This window comes from Silvania hatchlandensis, assembly GCF_025564065.1.
Lineage (GTDB): Bacteria > Pseudomonadota > Gammaproteobacteria > Enterobacterales > Enterobacteriaceae > Enterobacter > Enterobacter hatchlandensis.
Genome location: NZ_JAMGZK010000048.1, coordinates 57,591 through 75,626, shown reverse-complemented (window position 1 = coordinate 75,626; position 18,036 = coordinate 57,591). Strand labels below are relative to the sequence as shown.

The following is an 18,036-nucleotide window of genomic DNA, read 5'->3' as shown; positions in this document are numbered from 1 at the left end:
TTAAAAGGTTAATGGCTGGTAAATTAAACCGTGGGAATGTGAGTGTAAGCGCATACATGTAAGAAAATTACGAAACCCTTACAACACTGATAACGATTCAGCAGCTGCGGGAAAATCATTAATAAAATGAAAGAGTAGGCGGGCGGGGGGAAAGGTCAACTGCCCTGGCATGAGGGCAGTTAACGGTGCAGCTTAGTGAACCTGCGGATCGGCCGGAGAGGCGTTATTGCGGATCTCGGCGATATCCATCGCGTTGAACACGTAATGGGAGTTGCAGTAGTCGCAGTGCATGTCGATCTCGCCTTCTTCGGCCATGATGCTGTCGATCTCTTCATCTGGCAGGGTTTTCAGCGCGCCTGCGCAGCGCTCGCGGGAACAGGTGCACTTGAACTCCACGTCCTGCGGATCGTAAAGCGTCACTTCTTCTTCGTGATACAGACGCCACAGCACGTCGTTCGCCGGTAAGGTGAACAGCTCTTCCGCTTTGATGGTCTCGGTCAGCGTTGCCAGGTGGTCGAAGTCATCGCCCTGGGCGTTCTGCGCTGGCAGCACCTGCAGCAGCATTCCGCCTGCGGCCAGCTGACCGTCCACTTCGCCAGTGCGGATAAACAGGCGGGTCGGCAGCTGTTCAGAACGCAGGAAGTAATCCTCCAGGCAGGACGCCAGGTTGTCGCCTTCCAGACCCACCACGCCTTGATAACGCTCGCCTTCTTCCGGGGTGATGGTGATCACCAGGAAGCCGTTACCGACCAGCGTTTTCAGGTCTGCACCTTCCGGGATCTCGCCCTGCACGCGCGCTACGCCGCGCATCTGCTGCTGGTTATTGCCGTTAATCACTGCCAGAGTCATCGGGCCATCACCCTGCAATTGCACGGTGATATCGCCTGCGAATTTCAGCGTTGCAGTCAGCAGGCTGGTGGCAACCAGCAACTCACCCAACACGGTTTTGACCGGCTGCGGGTAGTTGTGGTTTTCCAGGATCTGTTTCCAGGTTTCGGATACCGTCACCAGCTCGCCGCGCACGGCAAATTGTTCAAACAGATAGCGGTGTAATTGGTCGTGTTGGGCCATAGTCATCTCTCGTTCAGCAAGAATCATTCATTCTCGCCATATTTAAATTTAATCAGGTTGCGACGCTCTTTCTTATCCGGTCGCCTGTCGGGATGCGGCATGGTCAGGGCATTCAGCTTGCGCGCCTGCGCCACTTTCTCGCGCTTCTCAACGCTTTCTGCCGTCTCTTCATACAGCGTGCTGGCTTCCGTGGCCGGGCGACGTTGTTCGGTGACGTTTTTGACGATCACCGTCCGTTCGTCGTTGCCCTGACGCAGGGTCAGGGTGGCATTCAGCTCCACGAGTTTGCTCGGTTTGCTGCGCTGCCCGTTGTAATGCACTTTGCCGCCTTCAACCATTTCCCGGGCGAGGGCGCGCGTTTTGTAAAAGCGTGCAGCCCACAGCCATTTATCCAGTCTTACCCCTTCGGAGGGCTTCTCTTTCATGGCTTCTCCTTGGTCAGGGAGGGGATCATCCGGCGGTAGTCGTTCATTCCCGGATGGCGCAGATAGCTTTTGTCAGCCAGGCCAGAATCAGGATTGGTCACGCCCAGGCAGTAACGAATGCCGAATGTTGCCGCCGCATCCAGAATGGGTTCGCTGTCATCAATGAACAGCGTCCGTTCCGGCTGCAGGCCGGTCTCTTCTGCCACCGCTTGCCACAGTCGCTGATCCTCTTTCGGATAACCAAATGTGTGGGTGGAAAGTAATAAATCAAGGTGTGAGGCCAGACCGGTATGTTCCAGCTTCACCGCCAGGTTATGCGGATGCGCGTTGGTCAGCAGAATGCGGCGCTTGCCGCTCGCCTGCAGCGCGTCCAGGAATGGCACCGTATCTTCACGCAGCACCGCGCGCGGCCCCTGCGCGGTGGTCATGGCGCAAATATCCAGACCGAGGCGCTCGCTCCAGTAATCCAGGCAGTACCAGTTTAGCGTATGTTGTACGGCGCTATATTGCTGGCGGATGAATTCCTGCGCTTGTGCCGGGGAGATCCCCTGCTGCTCGCCATAGGTTTCAGGCACCAGTTTTTGCCAGAAGTAGTTATCAAACGCGAGATCGAGCAGCGTGCCGTCCATATCCAGCAGGACGGTATCGACGTCCTGCCAGGCGATATCAAGATGCATGGGGGAAAACTCCAGCCAGAAGAAACGTGCGCGACAGGGTAGCATACCTTGCCGCGCGGGGGCGTTATCCGATCAGGCTTTCAGGCGTGGGGATAAGCTTCGGGTTGAGGCAACTTTCGTAATATTGCTGGATATCGGCCAGCCGGGTGCGCGAGCGCTGGTAGCGGCGCAGCGCCATAAAACCGTTCCAGATAATGCTGATTAGCATCGCCAGTATCAGCAGCGAGGTGCCAATGTAGCGCCAGAGCCCGGCGCTGTCCGGCATGCTGTGCAGATCGATATGGCGGGTGCCGTTAGCGTCGGTAAAGATGCCGGTGACGATCCCTTCGGCGCTAAACGGCGTGCGCATCAGCATCTGTGCCAGGCGCTGAAACTCGCCCCACTGTTCCTGGGCCGGATAGTCATACAGCGCCACCGGTGGGTAGGGCTGATCGACCAGATCGCTGCCTTCATCGCTGACGATAATAAAGCCGCCAGGAGCCGGGCTGTTAATCGCCTGCGCCGCGCGGGAGGTTTCGCGGATGACGAATGGCGCGGTGGAGGTGGCGACCAGGTTTTCCAGCGACTCGGCGCTGACCGGACGCAGCAGCACGTTCACGCCGTCGAGGCGACCGGCATCGGCGCGTTTAACCAGCGCCTCCCAGTCTTTGCTGTTACCGAGGTTAACCAGCGCGTTTTTCAGCCTGACGCACTCATCTTTATCCGCACACAGGTCCTGGGTTTTCATCACGATGTCGCCAAAATCATCCAGCAGCACCATCCCCGATTTCTGAATGGCAGAGCGTAATGCCGGGCTGACGCGTGAATTATCTTCCGGCTTAGGGTGCAGCTGGCTCGACAGAGCCTGCTTCAGGGCTGTGGCTTTAGTGACAATATCGGATTCCGGCAACGGCAGCGGGGGCGCGTCATTCCAGATCACCTGCGAACAGTCGAACGGCGTAAAGGGCGAATTCTGGCGGGTGTTCCAGGTGCTCTGCGCCAGAATACTACACATCCCGGTACCGTTCAGATGCAGCGTATCGCCAATGCGCACCCCGGCGGTTTCCAGCTCGCTGACGCTGGTGGCCTCGATGGTTTGCGCGCCTTTTATCCACGACAGGGTAAATTTGATCGGCATATCCAGCGGGACGAGGAAAACCAACATCGCCAGCACCACCGCGCTGCCCGCAGCAATGACCGTACTGCGCAGCCAGTGCTGAAGCGGGAAGTTTTTCACCTCGTCGTGCAGGGATAAGAAACGCCCCTGGCGCACGACATGGCGGTCCAGGTAGATATCAATATCGGTTTTTTGCCCTAAATCCTGAGCCAGCCATGGCTGCCAGTGGCGCGGGTAGATCAGGTCAATAATGCCCAGCGAGATATTGTTGACGTGGTCCTGATCGTTTTCACCAAACAGGCCCCAGCGCTTTGGCGTGCCGCGCAGGCAATGGATCTCGCGCAATGAATTTTTAGCCGGTGCGGCGAACAATCCCCACAGCCCCGCCGCCAGCAGCAGCACTGCACCGCCGCCCAGCCACCAGGCAAACACGTCCGGGCTTATCAGGCAGAAGAAGAACAGCAGGAACGAGACCACAATCAGCAGCGCTTCACGAATGCCGTCCGGGCGGCTGAGGGCGTACTCTTCGTGCGTCTCCTGACGAATATTCAGTAGCTCAATCTGTTCGGTCTCTTCACCGCGAATCGACGCCTGAGTGGAGCTGACGTGTTCCAGCGCAAAGTGCGGTGCTTCCAGCATATACTCCGCGATGGAGTGACCATTCAGGGCAATTACCAGCGGGATGGAGTCGGTGTGGATCAGCTCAACGCTGTTTTCATCATTGATGTACTGTTCCCAGAATGGCGGCAGGTGTACCTCGACGGAATCGAGGTAATAACGCCACTTATTGGGATCGTCGGTGGTAATGCCGTAGCGGGTAATCGAGCGCGTCAGGCACATCACATTATTGCTCTGGGCATTCAGCTTTAACGAGATCGGCGCTGCGCTGGCACCTGTTGCAGGCGTCAGCTGGATGCGATTGAATGACTCAAGATATTGCTCAATAGCGCTGCGTTCTTCCGCGCTGAGTTTGCGCGTGCTCGCACCGGCAAAGGCATTAAGAAAGGGCAACCGATAACGATGTTGTGCCCGACGCCGGAAAAACCACCCTGCAATCAGCGCGCAGGCCAGCATAGCAGCGATAAAAATCAAAATGGTGCTCATGCTTTCCCCATCTTACGTGTCTTACAGGTGTAGTCAGTAGCACCTTTTACAATGAATGCGTGTCTATGGTTGGCTATCGGCATGTAAGGCGTTGAACTTGAGCAATTTGAAGCGCATCCCAGTGAGTGCTGATAGTAGCAAAGGCAACCGTAACGAGATATCAGCAAATTCCTGGAATTATTTCAACCTATTGACTTTTTACTTGAAATGAGGAATGAATCTGCGTAGGTTGCATAAATGTAAATAAACAACGATTGACATTGCCGAAACCGTGCGGCCTGTCGCACAATGAACCCAGTTCACCCAGCAAAGACCCGTCAATATGAGCAAACCCTTACAAAAACCCACCATTCTGAATGTTGAAACTGTCGCCAAATCGCGCCTGTTTAATGTTGAAAGCGTGGACCTGGAGTTCAGTAACGGCGTGCGTCGTGTATATGAACGTATGCGCCCGTCCACGCGCGAAGCGGTGATGATCGTGCCTATCGTCGACGAACATCTGATTCTGATCCGCGAATATGCCGTCGGAACCGAATCCTATGAGCTGGGGTTTTCCAAAGGGCTCATCGATCCGGGGGAGTCAGTGTTTGAAGCGGCGAACCGTGAACTGAAAGAAGAAGTCGGGTTTGGCGCGAAAGAACTCACCTTCCTGAAAAAGCTCAGCATAGCGCCGTCCTATTTTTCCAGCAAAATGAATATCGTGCTGGCGGAAGATCTCTATCCAGAATCGCTGGAAGGGGATGAGCCGGAGCCGCTGCCGCAGGTACGCTGGCCGCTGGCGCATTTGATGGATCTGCTCGAAGAGCCTGACTTTAATGAAGCCCGTAACGTGAGCGCCCTGTTTCTGGTGCGAGAGTGGCTGAAAGGGCAGGGACGTCTGTAGCACAAAGCCGCCCTCTCCATCGGGAGAGGGCGAGAGCACCGTTAAAACAGCTCGTGCGTTTCACCATTATCAATCAGCGTTGTTCCCACCTCATGCACCGCCTGCTGCGTTGGCTGCGTGCCTTCGATGAAAAACTCTGCCCGACTGTTGCCACCGCTGGCTAACTGACCGGTGCTGCGATCGATATTGATCGTTACCACGCCCGGCGGTGGGGTCAGCGGTTGTTCCGGCACGCCGTCGAGGATCACTTTCATAAAGGCATCCCATGCCGGCTGGGCGCTCTTGGCACCGCCTTCGTAACCGGAGATCTGATCTTTGATGGCTCCGGAGGCGGAGGTGCGGCCTAAATCACGGCGGTGATCGTCAAAGCCGATCCACACCGAGGTGACTGCACCCGGGCCGTAGCCAGAGAACCACGCATCTTTCGAGCTGTTGGTGGTACCTGTTTTACCGCCGATATCCTGGCGCTGCAAATCGCGACCCGCACGCCAGCCGGTGCCCTGCCAGCCCGGCTCACCGAAGATATTGGTGTTCAGGGCGCTCTTAATCAGGAAGGCAAGCGGGGTGTTAATCACATGCGGGGCATATTCCTGCGCACCGGTCTGGGAGACCAGCGCCTGGTTCGCCTGCTCAAGCTGCGGCATCGGCACGGCTGAATTTTGCTGTTCCTGCGAAATAGCCACATCTTCCATATCCTGGTTATTCAGCGCTTGTGATTTTGGCGTATCACCATAAATCACCGGAATATCACACTCTGCGCAGGCCACTTTCGGCCTCGCGTCAAATATTACGCCGCCCTGATCGGTCTCGATTTTGCTGATGAAGAACGGATCGACCAGGAAACCGCCGTTCGCCATCACCGCATAGCCGCGCGCGACCTGCAGCGGCGTGAAGGAGGCAGAGCCCAGCGCCAGCGATTCAGTATGCACAATGTTTTGTGCCGGGAAGCCAAAGCGCTGCAAATACTCGGCCGCGTAATCGACGCCCATGGCGCGCATGGCGCGAACCATCACTACGTTCTTCGACTGACCCAGACCCTGACGCAGACGAATCGGCCCGGCATACTCCGGCGGTGAGTTTTTTGGACGCCAGTCGGAACCCGCACCGGCATCCCAGCGGGAGATTGGCACGTCATTGAGGATACTGGCGAGCGTCAGCCCTTTATCCATCGCCGCGGTGTAGAGGAACGGTTTGATATTGGAACCGACCTGGCGCAGCGCCTGGGTGGCGCGGTTAAATTTGCTCTGGTTAAAGTCGAAACCGCCCACCAGCGCCAGCACCGCGCCGTTGTGCGGATCGATGGATACCAGCGCCGAGTTAACGTCCGGGATCTGTCCCAGCCACCAGGCGTCGTTGACCTGACGAACCCAGATTTGTTGGCCGGCCTGGACCGCATCGGTCACTTTGCGTGGCGTCGCGCCCTGCTGCGTATCGGAACGATATGGACGGGCCCAGCGGATCCCTTCCATGCGCAGCGACACCGAGGTGCCGTCGGCGAGCATCGCCGTAGCTTCCTGCGGATCGGTGCGGGTGACCACGGCTGCCACAAAGGGTCCGTACCCCGGCAGCGGTTTCAGGGTGTCGGTAATTTTTTTGCTGTCCCAGGCGGATTCACCCACTTTCCACAGCACATTGGACGGGCCGCGGTAACCGTGGCGCATATCGTAATCAATGACGTTATTACGCACCGCCTGCTGGGCGCCCTGCTGTACATTGCGGCTGATGGTGGTGTAGATGCGATAACCATCTTCGTAGGCCAGCTCGCCGTAGCGGGAAAACATCTCCTGGCGCACCATCTCGCTCAGATAGGGTGCGGAGAAGGCAATTTCCGGTGCATGGTAATTGGCGTCAATCACATCACTGCGCGCCTGATCGTACTGGGACTGGCTGATATAGCCTTCGCTTAACATACGCGACAGCACCACGTTACGGCGTGAGGTGGCGCGATCCAGCGAGTAGAGCGGGTTGAAGGTGGAAGGTGCCTTCGGCAGACCGGCGATGGTGGCGATTTCGCTCAGGGTCAGCTGATCCACCGATTTACCAAAATAGACCTGCGCCGCAGCCCCCACGCCATACGCACGGTAGCCCAGATAGATCTTGTTGAGGTAAAGCTCGAGGATCTCGTCTTTGTTCAGCAGTTGCTCAATACGGATTGCGAGGAACACTTCCTTGACCTTACGCATCAGCGTTTTTTCCGGGCTCAGGAAGAAGTTACGTGCCAGCTGCTGGGTGATTGTACTTGCCCCTTGAGAGGCGTGACCAGAGAACATCGCCACGCTGGCGGCACGGAAAATCCCCACCGGGTCGACGCCGTGGTGCTCGTAAAAGCGACTGTCTTCCGTGGCGATAAACGCTTTCACCATTTCAGGTGGGATTTGGTTAAGGGTCAGCGGGATACGACGCTTTTCACCGTACTGGGCGATGAGCTCGCCATCAGCGCTGTAAACCTGCATTGGGATCTGGAGTCGAACATCACGAAGCGTGGCGACATCAGGTAGCTGCGGCTCAATATATTTGTACAAACCAAAAATCGAGCCTGCTCCAAGCAGAATGCAACAGACTGCAAGGATCAATAAATACTTTACGAACTTCACTGAGGATTTCCCATTTAGTTTGAACTGGGCAGTTTATAAACAATTGCGCGGTAGTATAAAGGCAAGCCTGAATCATTGATAGAGCCGTCATCCCCAGCGACGATAAGGAGATCGTGAAACATGGCGTTTAAAACATGGCATACAGGCGTTCATATTCAACAGGATAAGATTCTGGCTGTCGCGCTGGTACGTGAAAAAGCGGGGTGGAGTCTGCGCCGCTGGTGGCAGCTTCCGCTGGCGGTGGGCACCGTTTGCGAGGGGCAAATTCTTAAGCCTGAACAACTGACTGCGACACTGAGTGAATGGCGGCAGATGTTGCCCCACTACCACCGAATATACCTCGCCTTTCCGGCGTCCCGCACTATTCAACGGACACTCCCCCGTCCGGCAATGACCCTGCGCGACAGCGAACAGGTTGCCTGGATCACCTCGGCGATGAGCCGTGAACTCGACATGGCTCCCGATGCGCTGCGTTTCGACTACGCAGAAGATACCTTCAGCCAGACGTTTCGCGTGACCGCTGCGCAGAATAAAGAGATTTCAACTCTGCTGGAGCTGGCCCGTGAGCTGCGTTTGCAGCTGGCAGCAATTGCCCCCGATGCCGGGGCGCTGGCGCATTTTCTCCCCTTTCTGACTGCGCCGGCCCAGTGTATCGCCTGGCGCGATAAGGACCAGTGGCTGTGGGCGATGCGCCATCAGTGGGGCAGACGCGAGCTGGCCGATGCGCCCGACGTAGAGCATCTGGCCGCACTGCTGGCGCTGCAGGTCGAAGAGATTGTCTGTTGTGAGGCGGGCCGCTTCGATCCCTGGAGCATCCTCAACCGCAGCCAGCCGCCTTTGCCTGAGCATGGAGCTGACTTCAGCGTCGCGCTGGCGCTGGCGATGGGAGACACATTCGCATGAGAACCGCCAATTTTCTGCCGTGGCGTCAGCAGCAAAAACGCGGCTGCCTGCGCTTCTGGGGGCTGCTGTTTGCGGGCTCGCTGCTGCTGGCTTTGCTGCTCTTCGTCGGCGGTCGGGTCAGTTCGCACCTGACGTTGCGCACAGCAGGGCTATGGCAGGCCAGCGATCGGGTGCTGCATCAGGCGCTTGAACAACGTCATAAGCAGGCGACGGCGTTACTTGCCCAGCGTCAGCAACAACAGCGCTGGGCGCAGCAAAAAGCCACTACCCAGGCCTGGGAGCCCACGCTAATCGCCTTAAGCGGCGCGATACCGGATCGGGCATGGCTGGCAACGCTGCGCTTTCAACAGTCCACCCTCCATCTGCAGGGGTATGCTGCCACGCTCCCTGCGGTTGAGGCATTCGAGACGGCGCTGCGCCAGTTCCCGGGCTTTACGCTCGGTGCGCCGGGCGAGATGCGCCAGGATGCGCAGGGGCGCTGGCAGTTTGCTTATTCGCTTACCCGCAAGGAGCTGACCGATGCGGATCCATCCTGACAGCTGGTGGGCAATGACCCCACGCTGGCGCTGCCTGGGCTGGATCCTGAGCTCGGCTCTGCTGCTGCTCGGCGTGCCAGGTACGCAGATGCGTGAGCGGGATCGGCAGAATGCGGTATTTCAGGCGCAGCGTGTGCAGGATGCGGACGCCAACGCTCGGCTATGGGCGTCGGTGCGTAAGCTCACCCCAGCCGCTGAACCCGTCTCCGCTGGCATGGTTCGGCCTTTTTCACCGCTGGAATTTGATGCGCCTGAGCTGCGTCTGGTTCGCTGGCAGCCCGGTAACGCAGGCGGGGAGCTGGTGGTTGAAGCCACCTGGGCGCAGATTCCTGCGCTCTTTGTCACCCTCGCACAGCGCGATGTGGCAGTGGGGCGTTTTAGCATCCAGCCAGAGCGAGAAACCCTCCAGATAGTAATGCAGCTGGAGCGACAGGATGCAGGGTAAACAGGGCTGGCTGTTACTACTGCTGCCGCTGCTTCTCGGGATGCGCGATCCGTTTAAGGTGCCGGAATCGCGCTGTCCCGATGCCGCGCTGAGCCAGTGGCAGTATGCCGGGATAGTGATGGGGCCGGTCCCGGTTGGCATTGTCAGGGACGAACAGGCGCGCTGGCTGCGTGTACGCCACGGTGAAACGCTGCCGACGGGCGGGCGCGTTGCGGCGCTGAATGAACAGGAGCTGGTCATCGACACGCTCGGGAAATGTGAACCGCCGTTATGGCGATGGCAACGACAAGGAACGAAACAACATGAAGACAGGGATAGTCGCACTGCTGCTCCTCGCCAGCCAAACGCTGGCAGCACCTCCCGCAGCCGTGACGCTGGTGGTCGATGATGTGCCGGTTGCCCAGCTTCTGCAGGCGCTGGCGGAGCAGGAGAACCGCAACATGATTATTGCCCCGGACGTCAGCGGCAGCGTCTCCCTTCGCCTGACGCGCGTCCCCTGGCAACAGGCGCTACGGACGGTCGTAACCAGTGCGGGGCTAACCATGCGCCAGCAGGAGGGGATTTTTTATATCCACACTGTCGCCTGGCAACAACAGCAGCAGGTTCAGAAGGAAGCCGAGAAGGTTAAAAGGCAGCTCAACGCCCCGCTGGAGGCACGCAGCTTTCCTTTTTCTTATGCCGATGCCGGGGATTTGCTGCCCGCCGCAGAAAAGCTTCTGAGTCCGAAGGGCAGCCTGGCGGTGGACAAACGCACCAACCGAATGCTGGTGCGCGACAGCCGGGCGGCGCTGGATGCACTGGAGCATTGGGTGGCGCAGATGGATTTACCTGTCGCTCAAGTGGAGCTGGCCGCGCATATCGTCACTATGAGTGAGAAAAGCCTGCGCGAGCTGGGGGTGAAGTGGAATCTGGCGCAGGCGGACAACCCCGGCAGCCCGGGGCAGGTGACCACACTGAGCAGCAATCTTGCGGTGAGCAATGCCACCACGCAGATCGGGTTTAATATTGGCCGCATCAATGGCCGCTTGCTGGATCTCGAGCTTTCGGCGCTGGAGCAAAAGCAGCAGGTCGATATCATCGCCAGCCCGCGGCTGTTGGCATCACATATGCAACCTGCCAGCATTAAGCAGGGCACGGAAATCCCTTACCAGGTCTCCAGCGGTGAAAGCGGCGCCACATCGGTGGAGTTTAAAGAGGCGGTGCTAGGGATGGAAGTGACGCCGGTGGTGCTGGACAAGGGGCGCGTACGCCTGAAGCTGCGGATCAGCGAGAACACTCCGGGTGAAGTCCTGAAACAGGCCGATGGTGAAACCATGGCGATTGATAAGCAGGAAATCGAGACCCAGGTCGAGGTCAAAAGTGGTGAAACGCTGGCTTTAGGCGGTATTTTTTCTCAGAAGCACAAAACTAAAAATGAAAGTGTACCAGGATTAAGTCGTCTCCCCTTGCTGGGGCAGCTGTTCCGCCATCAGGGGAAAGATAACGAGCGCCGCGAGCTGGTGGTTTTTATCACCCCTCGTCTGGTTGCTACGCCATAAGGTGCACAATCCCTTACGTGATTTTGCATTCAGTTTGTTGCAGATGTTTGACGTGAGGCATGAATTAGCATACAAGGAGTACCGATTTGAGAATCAGCTTACGCAATCTTGCACCCTGAATGTCTTAAGCGGCAGGTCTGGTGATTTAATCTATTGCCAAACAAGCCGGAGTGCTGAGATAATTTTTAGTCTGACTCTCGCTCTATCGCATATGAGGTTTCAGTTCATGTCCTGTTCGCCAGGTATCGGCGAAGCGGGTTTACCATTAACGAATAGTCTTAGTAGTACCGAAAAAATGGCAGAGAAACGCAATATCTTTCTGGTTGGGCCTATGGGTGCCGGCAAAAGCACTATTGGGCGTCAGTTAGCTCAACAACTCAATATGGAATTTTACGATTCTGATCAAGAGATTGAGAAACGAACCGGAGCTGATGTGGGCTGGGTCTTCGATGTAGAAGGCGAAGAGGGTTTCCGTGACCGAGAAGAAAAAGTCATTAATGAACTTACGGAAAAACAGGGCATTGTGCTGGCGACTGGCGGCGGCTCTGTAAAATCTCGCGAAACTCGCAACCGTCTCTCCGCCCGCGGTGTGGTGGTCTATCTCGAAACGACCATCGAAAAACAGCTGGCGCGTACGCAGCGTGATAAGAAACGCCCGTTGCTGCAGGTTGAGACGCCTCCACGTGAAGTTCTGGAAGCCCTGGCTGGGGAACGCAATCCGCTGTACGAAGAGATTGCTGACGTCACCATTCGCACCGATGACCAGAGCGCTAAAGTGGTCGCAAACCAGATTATTAATATGCTGGAAAGCAACTGATTCTGGCTTTATATACACTCGCCTGCGGGTAAAAGCATTTAAGGTGGATGTCGCGTTATGGAGAGGATTACAGTTACTCTCGGGGAACGGAGTTACCCTATCACTATCGCGGCTGGTTTGTTTAACGACCCAGCTTCCTTCTTACCACTGAAAGCGGGTGATCAGGCAATGCTGGTCACCAATGAGACATTGGCTCCGCTTTATCTCGACAAAGTGCGTCAGCAGCTTGAACAGGCTGGCGTGAAGGTCGACAGTGTGATTCTGCCTGATGGCGAGCAGTATAAAAGCCTGACGGTACTGGATACCGTCTTTACCGCATTACTGCAAAAACCGCATGGTCGCGACACTACACTGCTTGCCTTAGGCGGCGGTGTTGTCGGCGATCTTACGGGTTTTGCGGCAGCAAGCTATCAACGTGGCGTGCGCTTTATTCAGATCCCCACCACGCTGTTGTCGCAGGTCGACTCTTCTGTTGGCGGCAAAACCGCCGTCAATCATCCGCTGGGTAAAAACATGATAGGCGCCTTCTACCAGCCCGCTTCGGTGGTGGTGGATCTCGACTGTCTGAAAACGTTGCCTCAGCGCGAGCTGGCCTCTGGCCTGGCGGAAGTGATCAAATACGGCATTATTCTGGATGGCGAGTTCTTTAGCTGGCTTGAAGAGAATATGGATGCCCTGTTGCGTCTTGATGGTCAGGCGATGGCGTACTGTATTCGCCGTTGCTGTGAGCTGAAAGCCGAAGTCGTTGCCGCAGACGAGCGCGAAACCGGCTTACGTGCTTTACTGAATCTTGGGCATACCTATGGCCACGCCATTGAAGCCGAAATGGGCTACGGCAACTGGCTGCACGGTGAAGCTGTCGCGGCGGGCATGGTGATGGCCGCGCGCACCGCGGAGCGCCTGGGTCAGTTCACACCGGCTGAGACGCAGCGCATTATCACGCTGCTTGAACGCGCCGGGTTACCGGTGACCGGGCCGCGCGAAATGTCAGCGCAAGCCTATTTGCCGCATATGTTGCGCGATAAAAAAGTATTGGCAGGCGAGATGCGACTGGTGCTCCCGCTTGCAGTAGGTAAGAGTGAAGTCCGTAGCGGTGTCCCGCACGACGTCGTTCTTGGCGCTATTGCTGATTGCCAGCAAGCGTAAAAATTAGAAAGGTCTGGCTGCGATAAAACGTAGCCATTTTGCTTCAGGTGAAATGCAAAGTCGTAGGCATAAGCCTTTGAGTGGGGTGTTAAATGGATGAATTCAAACCAGAAGACGAGCTGAAACCCGATCCCAGCGATCGTCGTACTGGTGGTCGTACTCGTCAGTCTTCTGAACGTGATAACGAACCGCAAATCAACTTTGATGAAGTTGATCTGGATACCGATGACCAGCGTCCATCGCGTAGCCGCCCTGTTCGTGAAGAGCGTGTTGAACGTGAAGAAGATGATTATGCGTCCGATGAGGAGTTAGTGGACGAAGAGGCCGTTGAGCGTCGCCCACGTAAGCGTAAAGCCGTTGCGGCGAAGCCCGCCTCGCGTCAGTACATCATGATGGGTCTCGGCATACTGGTGCTGCTGTTGCTGATTATCGGCATCGGCTCCGCCCTCAAAGCGCCGTCAGCCCCAACCGAGCAAACGGCGTCCGCTGAGAAGAGCATCAATCTTTCCGGTGATACTGCCGATCAGGCCAATGGCAGCACTCAGCCTGCGCCAGGCACCACATCTGCAGAAAATACCGCCGGAAATACCCAGCAGGAGATTTCTCTGCCGCCTGTAGCGTCGACGCCGACTCAGGGCCAGGCACCCGCGACTCCGCAGGGTCAGCAGCGCGTTGAAGTTCAGGGCGACCTGAACAATGCCCTGACCCAGCCGCAGAATCAGGAACAGGTGAATAACGTGGTGGTGAACTCCACGCTGCCAACCGAGCCTGCGACCGTTGCGCCAATTCGTGGTGCTGCCAGCCAGCAGCATGCAGCGACCGCAACAGAGTCTACGCCGCGTCAGACCAAACCGGCCGCCACTCAGGAACGCAAGCAGGCGGTTATTGAGCCGAAGCGTGAAGTGAAACCGCAGCCGGTCGCGAAAGCGGAAGAGCCAAAAGCGGTTGCTCAGCCGAAACACACAGAAACCGTGACTCGCGTACCGGCCACGGCGCCTGCTACAACGGCAACGGCAACGGCAACGGCAACGGCACCTAAAGCGACAGCGACGACAGCGCCAGCTGCGACGGCAACCGCTCCGGCTGCATCCGCGCCGACGGCAGCTGCCAGCACCGGTAAAACTGCGGGGAACGTGGGTTCGTTGAAATCAGCGCCTTCCAGCAACTACACGCTGCAGCTGAGCAGTTCTTCCAGCTACGACAACCTGAACAGCTGGGCGAAGAAGTCGAACCTGAAAAACTTCGTGGTTTACGAGACTACCCGTAATGGTCAGCCTTGGTACGTGCTGGTCAGCGGTGTGTATGGCTCGAAAGACGAAGCGAAACGTGCTGTTGCAACACTGCCAGCCGATGTTCAGGCGAAAAATCCGTGGGCGAAACCGATCCGTCAGGTTCAGTCCGATTTGAAGTAATCTGTGAAGCGCAGGATGCTGTCGGAGCTTTCTCCACAGCCGGAGAAGGTGTAATTAGTTAGTCAGCATGAAAAAAAATCGCGCTTTTCTGAAATGGGCAGGGGGGAAATACCCCCTGCTCGATGATATTCAAAAACACCTGCCGCCAGGCGAGTGCCTTGTAGAGCCGTTTGTTGGTGCGGGATCGGTATTTCTCAATACCGATTATTCCCGTTATATCCTTGCGGATATCAACAGCGACCTTATCGATCTCTATAACATCGTTAAGCAGCGTACCGATGAGTACGTCGATGAAGCGCGGAAGTTGTTTACCCCAGAGAACAACAACCAGGACGTTTACTACCAGTATCGCGCTGAGTTTAATCAGAGCCAGGATAAGTTCCGGCGTGCGTTGCTGTTCCTCTACCTCAACCGCCATGGCTACAATGGCCTGTGCCGGTATAATCTGCGTGGTCAATTCAACGTGCCGTTTGGTCGCTACAAGCGTCCTTATTTTCCTCAGGCTGAGTTGTATCACTTTGCTGAAAAAGCGCAGAATGCGGAGTTCCATTGTCTTTCGTATGAAGAGTGTATGGCCCACGCTGACGTTAACTCGGTAGTTTACTGTGACCCACCGTATGCCCCTCTGTCTGCAACGGCGAACTTCACCGCTTATCATACCAACAGCTTCAGCCCTGCCGAGCAGGAGCGTCTGGCAGAAATGGCAGAAAAGCTGGTCAGCAAAAGAATTCCGGTGTTAATTTCGAATCACGACACGCCTGATACGCGCGAATGGTACAAAGCTGCAGCGCAATTCCAGGTTAAAGTCCGGCGCAGCATCAGCAGCAACGGCGGTACACGTAAAAAGGTGGACGAACTGCTGGCTCTCTATCTGCCCTGAGCCGTTTCGCCCGCCGTTAAACACAGTTCAAGGAGATGCGGATGAAACAGTATTTGATTGCCCCCTCAATTCTGTCGGCTGATTTTGCCCGTCTGGGCGAAGACACCGCGAAAGCGCTGGCGGCCGGTGCGGATGTCGTTCATTTCGACGTTATGGATAACCACTATGTCCCTAACCTGACTATCGGCCCGATGGTGCTGAAGGCACTGCGCAAGTATGGCGTGACCGCGCCGATCGATGTGCACCTGATGGTCAAACCGGTTGATCGCATCGTGCCGGATTTTGCCGCCGCGGGCGCCAGCATCATTACCTTCCATCCTGAAGCCTCTGAACACGTTGACCGCACCCTGCAGCTGATTAAAGAGCACGGCTGTAAAGCCGGACTGGTGTTTAATCCTGCTACGCCGCTGAGCTATCTCGATTACGTGATGGACAAGCTGGACGTGATCCTGCTGATGTCCGTGAACCCGGGCTTTGGCGGTCAGTCATTCATCCCACAGACGCTGGATAAGCTGCGCGAAGTGCGCCGCCGTATCGACGAGTCCGGCTACGACATTCGTCTGGAAGTGGATGGTGGCGTGAAGGTGAACAATATTGGCGAAATCGCAGCAGCCGGCGCGGATATGTTCGTGGCGGGCTCGGCTATTTTCGATCAGCCGGACTACAAAAAAGTCATTGATGAAATGCGCAGTGAACTGGCGAAGGTAAGTCATGGATAATTTGCAGGCAATTCGGGGCGTTGCGTTTGACCTCGACGGGACGCTGGTTGACAGCGCACCGGGCTTAACCAGCGCGGTTGATCAGGCGCTGTATGCGCTGGAGCTGCCGGTTGCGGGTGAAGATCGCGTGGTGACGTGGATTGGCAACGGTGCAGACGTGCTGATGGAGCGCGCGTTAAGCTGGTCGCGTCAGGAACGTGCTATCCAGCGTTCGGCGCAGGGCAAAGCGGGCGTCGATCATGCCGATATTCCGCAGGAAGAGCAGGTTCGCCTGCTGCGTAAGCTGTTTAACCGTTTCTATGAGCAGACGGTAGAAGAGGGCAGTTTCCTGTTCCCTGACGTGGCCGGCACGCTGAGCGCGCTGCACAGCAGCGGCATGCCGCTGGCGCTGGTCACTAACAAACCGACTGCGTTTGTCGCCCCGCTGCTGGAAGCGCTGGATATCGCGAAGTATTTCTCCGTGATTGTTGGCGGCGATGACGTGCAGAACAAGAAGCCGCATCCGGAACCGCTGCTGCTGGTGGCAGGAAAATTATCCTTAACGCCTGACGCGCTGCTCTTTGTTGGCGATTCGCGCAATGATATTCTGGCGGCCAGGGCTGCAGGTTGCCCGTCCGTAGGCCTGACCTATGGCTACAACTACGGTGAGTCCATAACGCTGAGTGAGCCGGATTTTATCTTCGACCACTTCAAAGATTTACTGCCCGTGCTCGGGCTTTCGCACAGTGAAAATCAGGAATTGAAAAATGACTAAGCCCATCGTATTTAGTGGCGCACAGCCCTCAGGTGAACTGACTATTGGCAACTACATGGGTGCGCTGCGTCAGTGGGTGAACATGCAGGATGACTATCACTGTATCTACTGCATCGTTGACCAGCACGCCATTACCGTGCGCCAGGATCCGCAGCAGTTGCGTAAAGCAACGCTCGACACCCTTGCGCTGTATCTGGCCTGCGGTATCGATCCTGAGAAAAGCACCATTTTCGTTCAGTCCCACGTTCCCGAGCATGCACAGCTGGGCTGGGCGCTGAACTGCTATACCTATTTCGGCGAACTGAGCCGTATGACCCAGTTCAAGGACAAATCGTCCCGTTATGCCGAGAACATCAACGCCGGTCTGTTTGACTACCCGGTGCTGATGGCTGCTGACATTCTGCTGTATCAGACCACTCAGGTGCCAGTTGGTGAAGACCAGAAGCAGCATCTGGAGCTGAGCCGCGATGTTGCCCAGCGCTTCAACGCCATTTACGGCGACATCTTCAAGGTGCCAGAGCCGTTTATTCCGAAGTCCGGCGCCCGCGTGATGTCCCTGCTGGAGCCGACCAAGAAGATGTCCAAGTCGGACGATAACCGCAACAACGTGATCGGCCTGCTGGAAGATCCAAAAGCGGTCGTGAAGAAGCTCAAGCGTGCGGTGACTGATTCTGACGAGCCAGCGGTGGTGCGTTACGACGTGCAGAACAAAGCGGGTGTTTCTAACCTGCTGGATATCCTCTCCGGCGTCACCGGACAGAGCATTCCAGAGCTGGAACAGCACTTCGAAGGCAAAATGTATGGGCATCTGAAAGGCGAAGTGGCTGAGGCGGTTTCCGGCATGCTGACCGAGCTGCAGGCGCGCTATAACCAGTACCGTAATGACGAAGCCTTCCTGCAGAAAGTAATGAAAGATGGCGCTGAGAAAGCCAGTGCGCGCGCCTCTGAAACCCTGAAAGCGGTGTACGAAGCAATCGGGTTTGTCGCGAAGCCTTAAGCGAAAGCCAGACGTAAAAAAACCGGGAAATTCCCGGTT

The 18,036-nt window shown here is 56.6% G+C and carries 18 protein-coding genes; 13 read left to right on the top strand and 5 right to left on the bottom strand.

Going from position 1 to position 18,036, the window contains the following annotated elements:
- Positions 1–192 precede the first annotated feature (192 nt).
- From hslO to M8014_RS11505, 4 genes are all read right to left on the bottom strand, one after another.
- Positions 193–1,071, bottom strand: a complete 879-nt coding sequence (gene hslO, locus M8014_RS11520) for an Hsp33 family molecular chaperone HslO (RefSeq protein ID WP_271282572.1) — start codon at positions 1,069–1,071, stop codon at positions 193–195.
- A 23-nt stretch (positions 1,072–1,094) separates the two neighbouring features.
- A complete protein-coding gene (gene hslR, locus M8014_RS11515) occupies positions 1,095–1,496 on the bottom strand; it encodes a ribosome-associated heat shock protein Hsp15 (RefSeq protein ID WP_271282571.1) in 402 nt (133 codons plus the stop codon).
- Positions 1,493–2,173 (bottom strand): GMP/IMP nucleotidase, encoded by a 681-nt coding sequence (gene yrfG / locus M8014_RS11510; RefSeq protein WP_271282686.1) that lies wholly within the window; start codon positions 2,171–2,173, stop codon positions 1,493–1,495. Before yrfG ends, hslR begins: the two co-directional genes overlap by 4 nt.
- 64 nt (positions 2,174–2,237) lie before the next feature.
- Positions 2,238–4,373, bottom strand: coding sequence for an intracellular growth attenuator family protein (locus tag M8014_RS11505; protein WP_271282570.1), 2,136 nt, complete (start codon positions 4,371–4,373; stop codon positions 2,238–2,240).
- Positions 4,374–4,695: 322 nt separating this feature from the next.
- On the opposite strand from M8014_RS11505, the gene nudE reads away from it, so the two are divergent.
- Positions 4,696–5,256, top strand: a complete 561-nt coding sequence (gene nudE, locus M8014_RS11500; RefSeq protein ID WP_271282569.1) for an ADP compounds hydrolase NudE — start codon at positions 4,696–4,698, stop codon at positions 5,254–5,256.
- A 41-nt stretch (positions 5,257–5,297) separates the two neighbouring features.
- Here the strand turns inward: nudE and mrcA are convergent, their stop codons facing one another.
- A complete protein-coding gene (gene mrcA / locus M8014_RS11495; RefSeq protein WP_271282568.1) occupies positions 5,298–7,850 on the bottom strand; it encodes a peptidoglycan glycosyltransferase/peptidoglycan DD-transpeptidase MrcA in 2,553 nt (850 codons plus the stop codon).
- Positions 7,851–7,970: 120 nt separating this feature from the next.
- Here mrcA and M8014_RS11490 point away from each other — a divergent pair, with 120 nt between their 5' ends.
- The 12 genes from M8014_RS11490 (at position 7,971) to trpS (ending at position 17,997) form a co-directional block, all read left to right on the top strand.
- A complete protein-coding gene (locus M8014_RS11490) occupies positions 7,971–8,753 on the top strand; it encodes a DNA utilization protein HofM (protein ID WP_271282567.1) in 783 nt (260 codons plus the stop codon).
- Entirely contained in the window at positions 8,750–9,289 is a 540-nt protein-coding gene (locus tag M8014_RS11485) for a PilN domain-containing protein (RefSeq protein ID WP_271282566.1), read from the top strand. Before M8014_RS11490 ends, M8014_RS11485 begins: the two co-directional genes overlap by 4 nt.
- The gene (locus M8014_RS11480) at positions 9,273–9,734 is read left to right on the top strand and encodes a HofO family protein (protein WP_271282565.1); all 462 of its coding nucleotides are present in this window, start codon (positions 9,273–9,275) and stop codon (positions 9,732–9,734) included. The genes M8014_RS11485 and M8014_RS11480 overlap by 17 nt, the downstream gene beginning before the upstream one ends.
- Positions 9,724–10,122, top strand: a complete 399-nt coding sequence (locus M8014_RS11475; RefSeq protein ID WP_271282564.1) for a HofP DNA utilization family protein — start codon at positions 9,724–9,726, stop codon at positions 10,120–10,122. Before M8014_RS11480 ends, M8014_RS11475 begins: the two co-directional genes overlap by 11 nt.
- Positions 10,037–11,272 (top strand): DNA uptake porin HofQ, encoded by a 1,236-nt coding sequence (gene hofQ / locus M8014_RS11470; RefSeq protein WP_271282563.1) that lies wholly within the window; start codon positions 10,037–10,039, stop codon positions 11,270–11,272. Before M8014_RS11475 ends, hofQ begins: the two co-directional genes overlap by 86 nt.
- Positions 11,273–11,567: 295 nt before the next feature.
- Entirely contained in the window at positions 11,568–12,089 is a 522-nt protein-coding gene (gene aroK, locus M8014_RS11465; RefSeq protein ID WP_006177873.1) for a shikimate kinase AroK, read from the top strand.
- A 57-nt stretch (positions 12,090–12,146) separates the two neighbouring features.
- A complete protein-coding gene (gene aroB, locus M8014_RS11460; protein WP_271282562.1) occupies positions 12,147–13,235 on the top strand; it encodes a 3-dehydroquinate synthase in 1,089 nt (362 codons plus the stop codon).
- Positions 13,236–13,327: 92 nt separating this feature from the next.
- A complete protein-coding gene (damX, locus tag M8014_RS11455) occupies positions 13,328–14,647 on the top strand; it encodes a cell division protein DamX (RefSeq protein ID WP_271282561.1) in 1,320 nt (439 codons plus the stop codon).
- Between the two features lie 67 nt (positions 14,648–14,714).
- A complete protein-coding gene (dam, locus tag M8014_RS11450; RefSeq protein WP_271282560.1) occupies positions 14,715–15,527 on the top strand; it encodes an adenine-specific DNA-methyltransferase in 813 nt (270 codons plus the stop codon).
- A 41-nt stretch (positions 15,528–15,568) separates the two neighbouring features.
- Positions 15,569–16,246, top strand: coding sequence for a ribulose-phosphate 3-epimerase (gene rpe / locus M8014_RS11445; RefSeq protein ID WP_271266538.1), 678 nt, complete (start codon positions 15,569–15,571; stop codon positions 16,244–16,246).
- On the top strand, positions 16,239–17,000 hold the full coding sequence (gene gph / locus M8014_RS11440) for a phosphoglycolate phosphatase (protein WP_271282559.1): 762 nt from the start codon (positions 16,239–16,241) through the stop codon (positions 16,998–17,000). The genes rpe and gph overlap by 8 nt, the downstream gene beginning before the upstream one ends.
- Positions 16,993–17,997 carry a tryptophan--tRNA ligase gene (gene trpS, locus M8014_RS11435; RefSeq protein ID WP_271282558.1) on the top strand — a complete coding sequence of 335 codons (1,005 nt, stop codon included), beginning with the start codon at positions 16,993–16,995 and terminating at the stop codon, positions 17,995–17,997. The genes gph and trpS overlap by 8 nt, the downstream gene beginning before the upstream one ends.
- Positions 17,998–18,036: the final 39 nt, after the last annotated feature.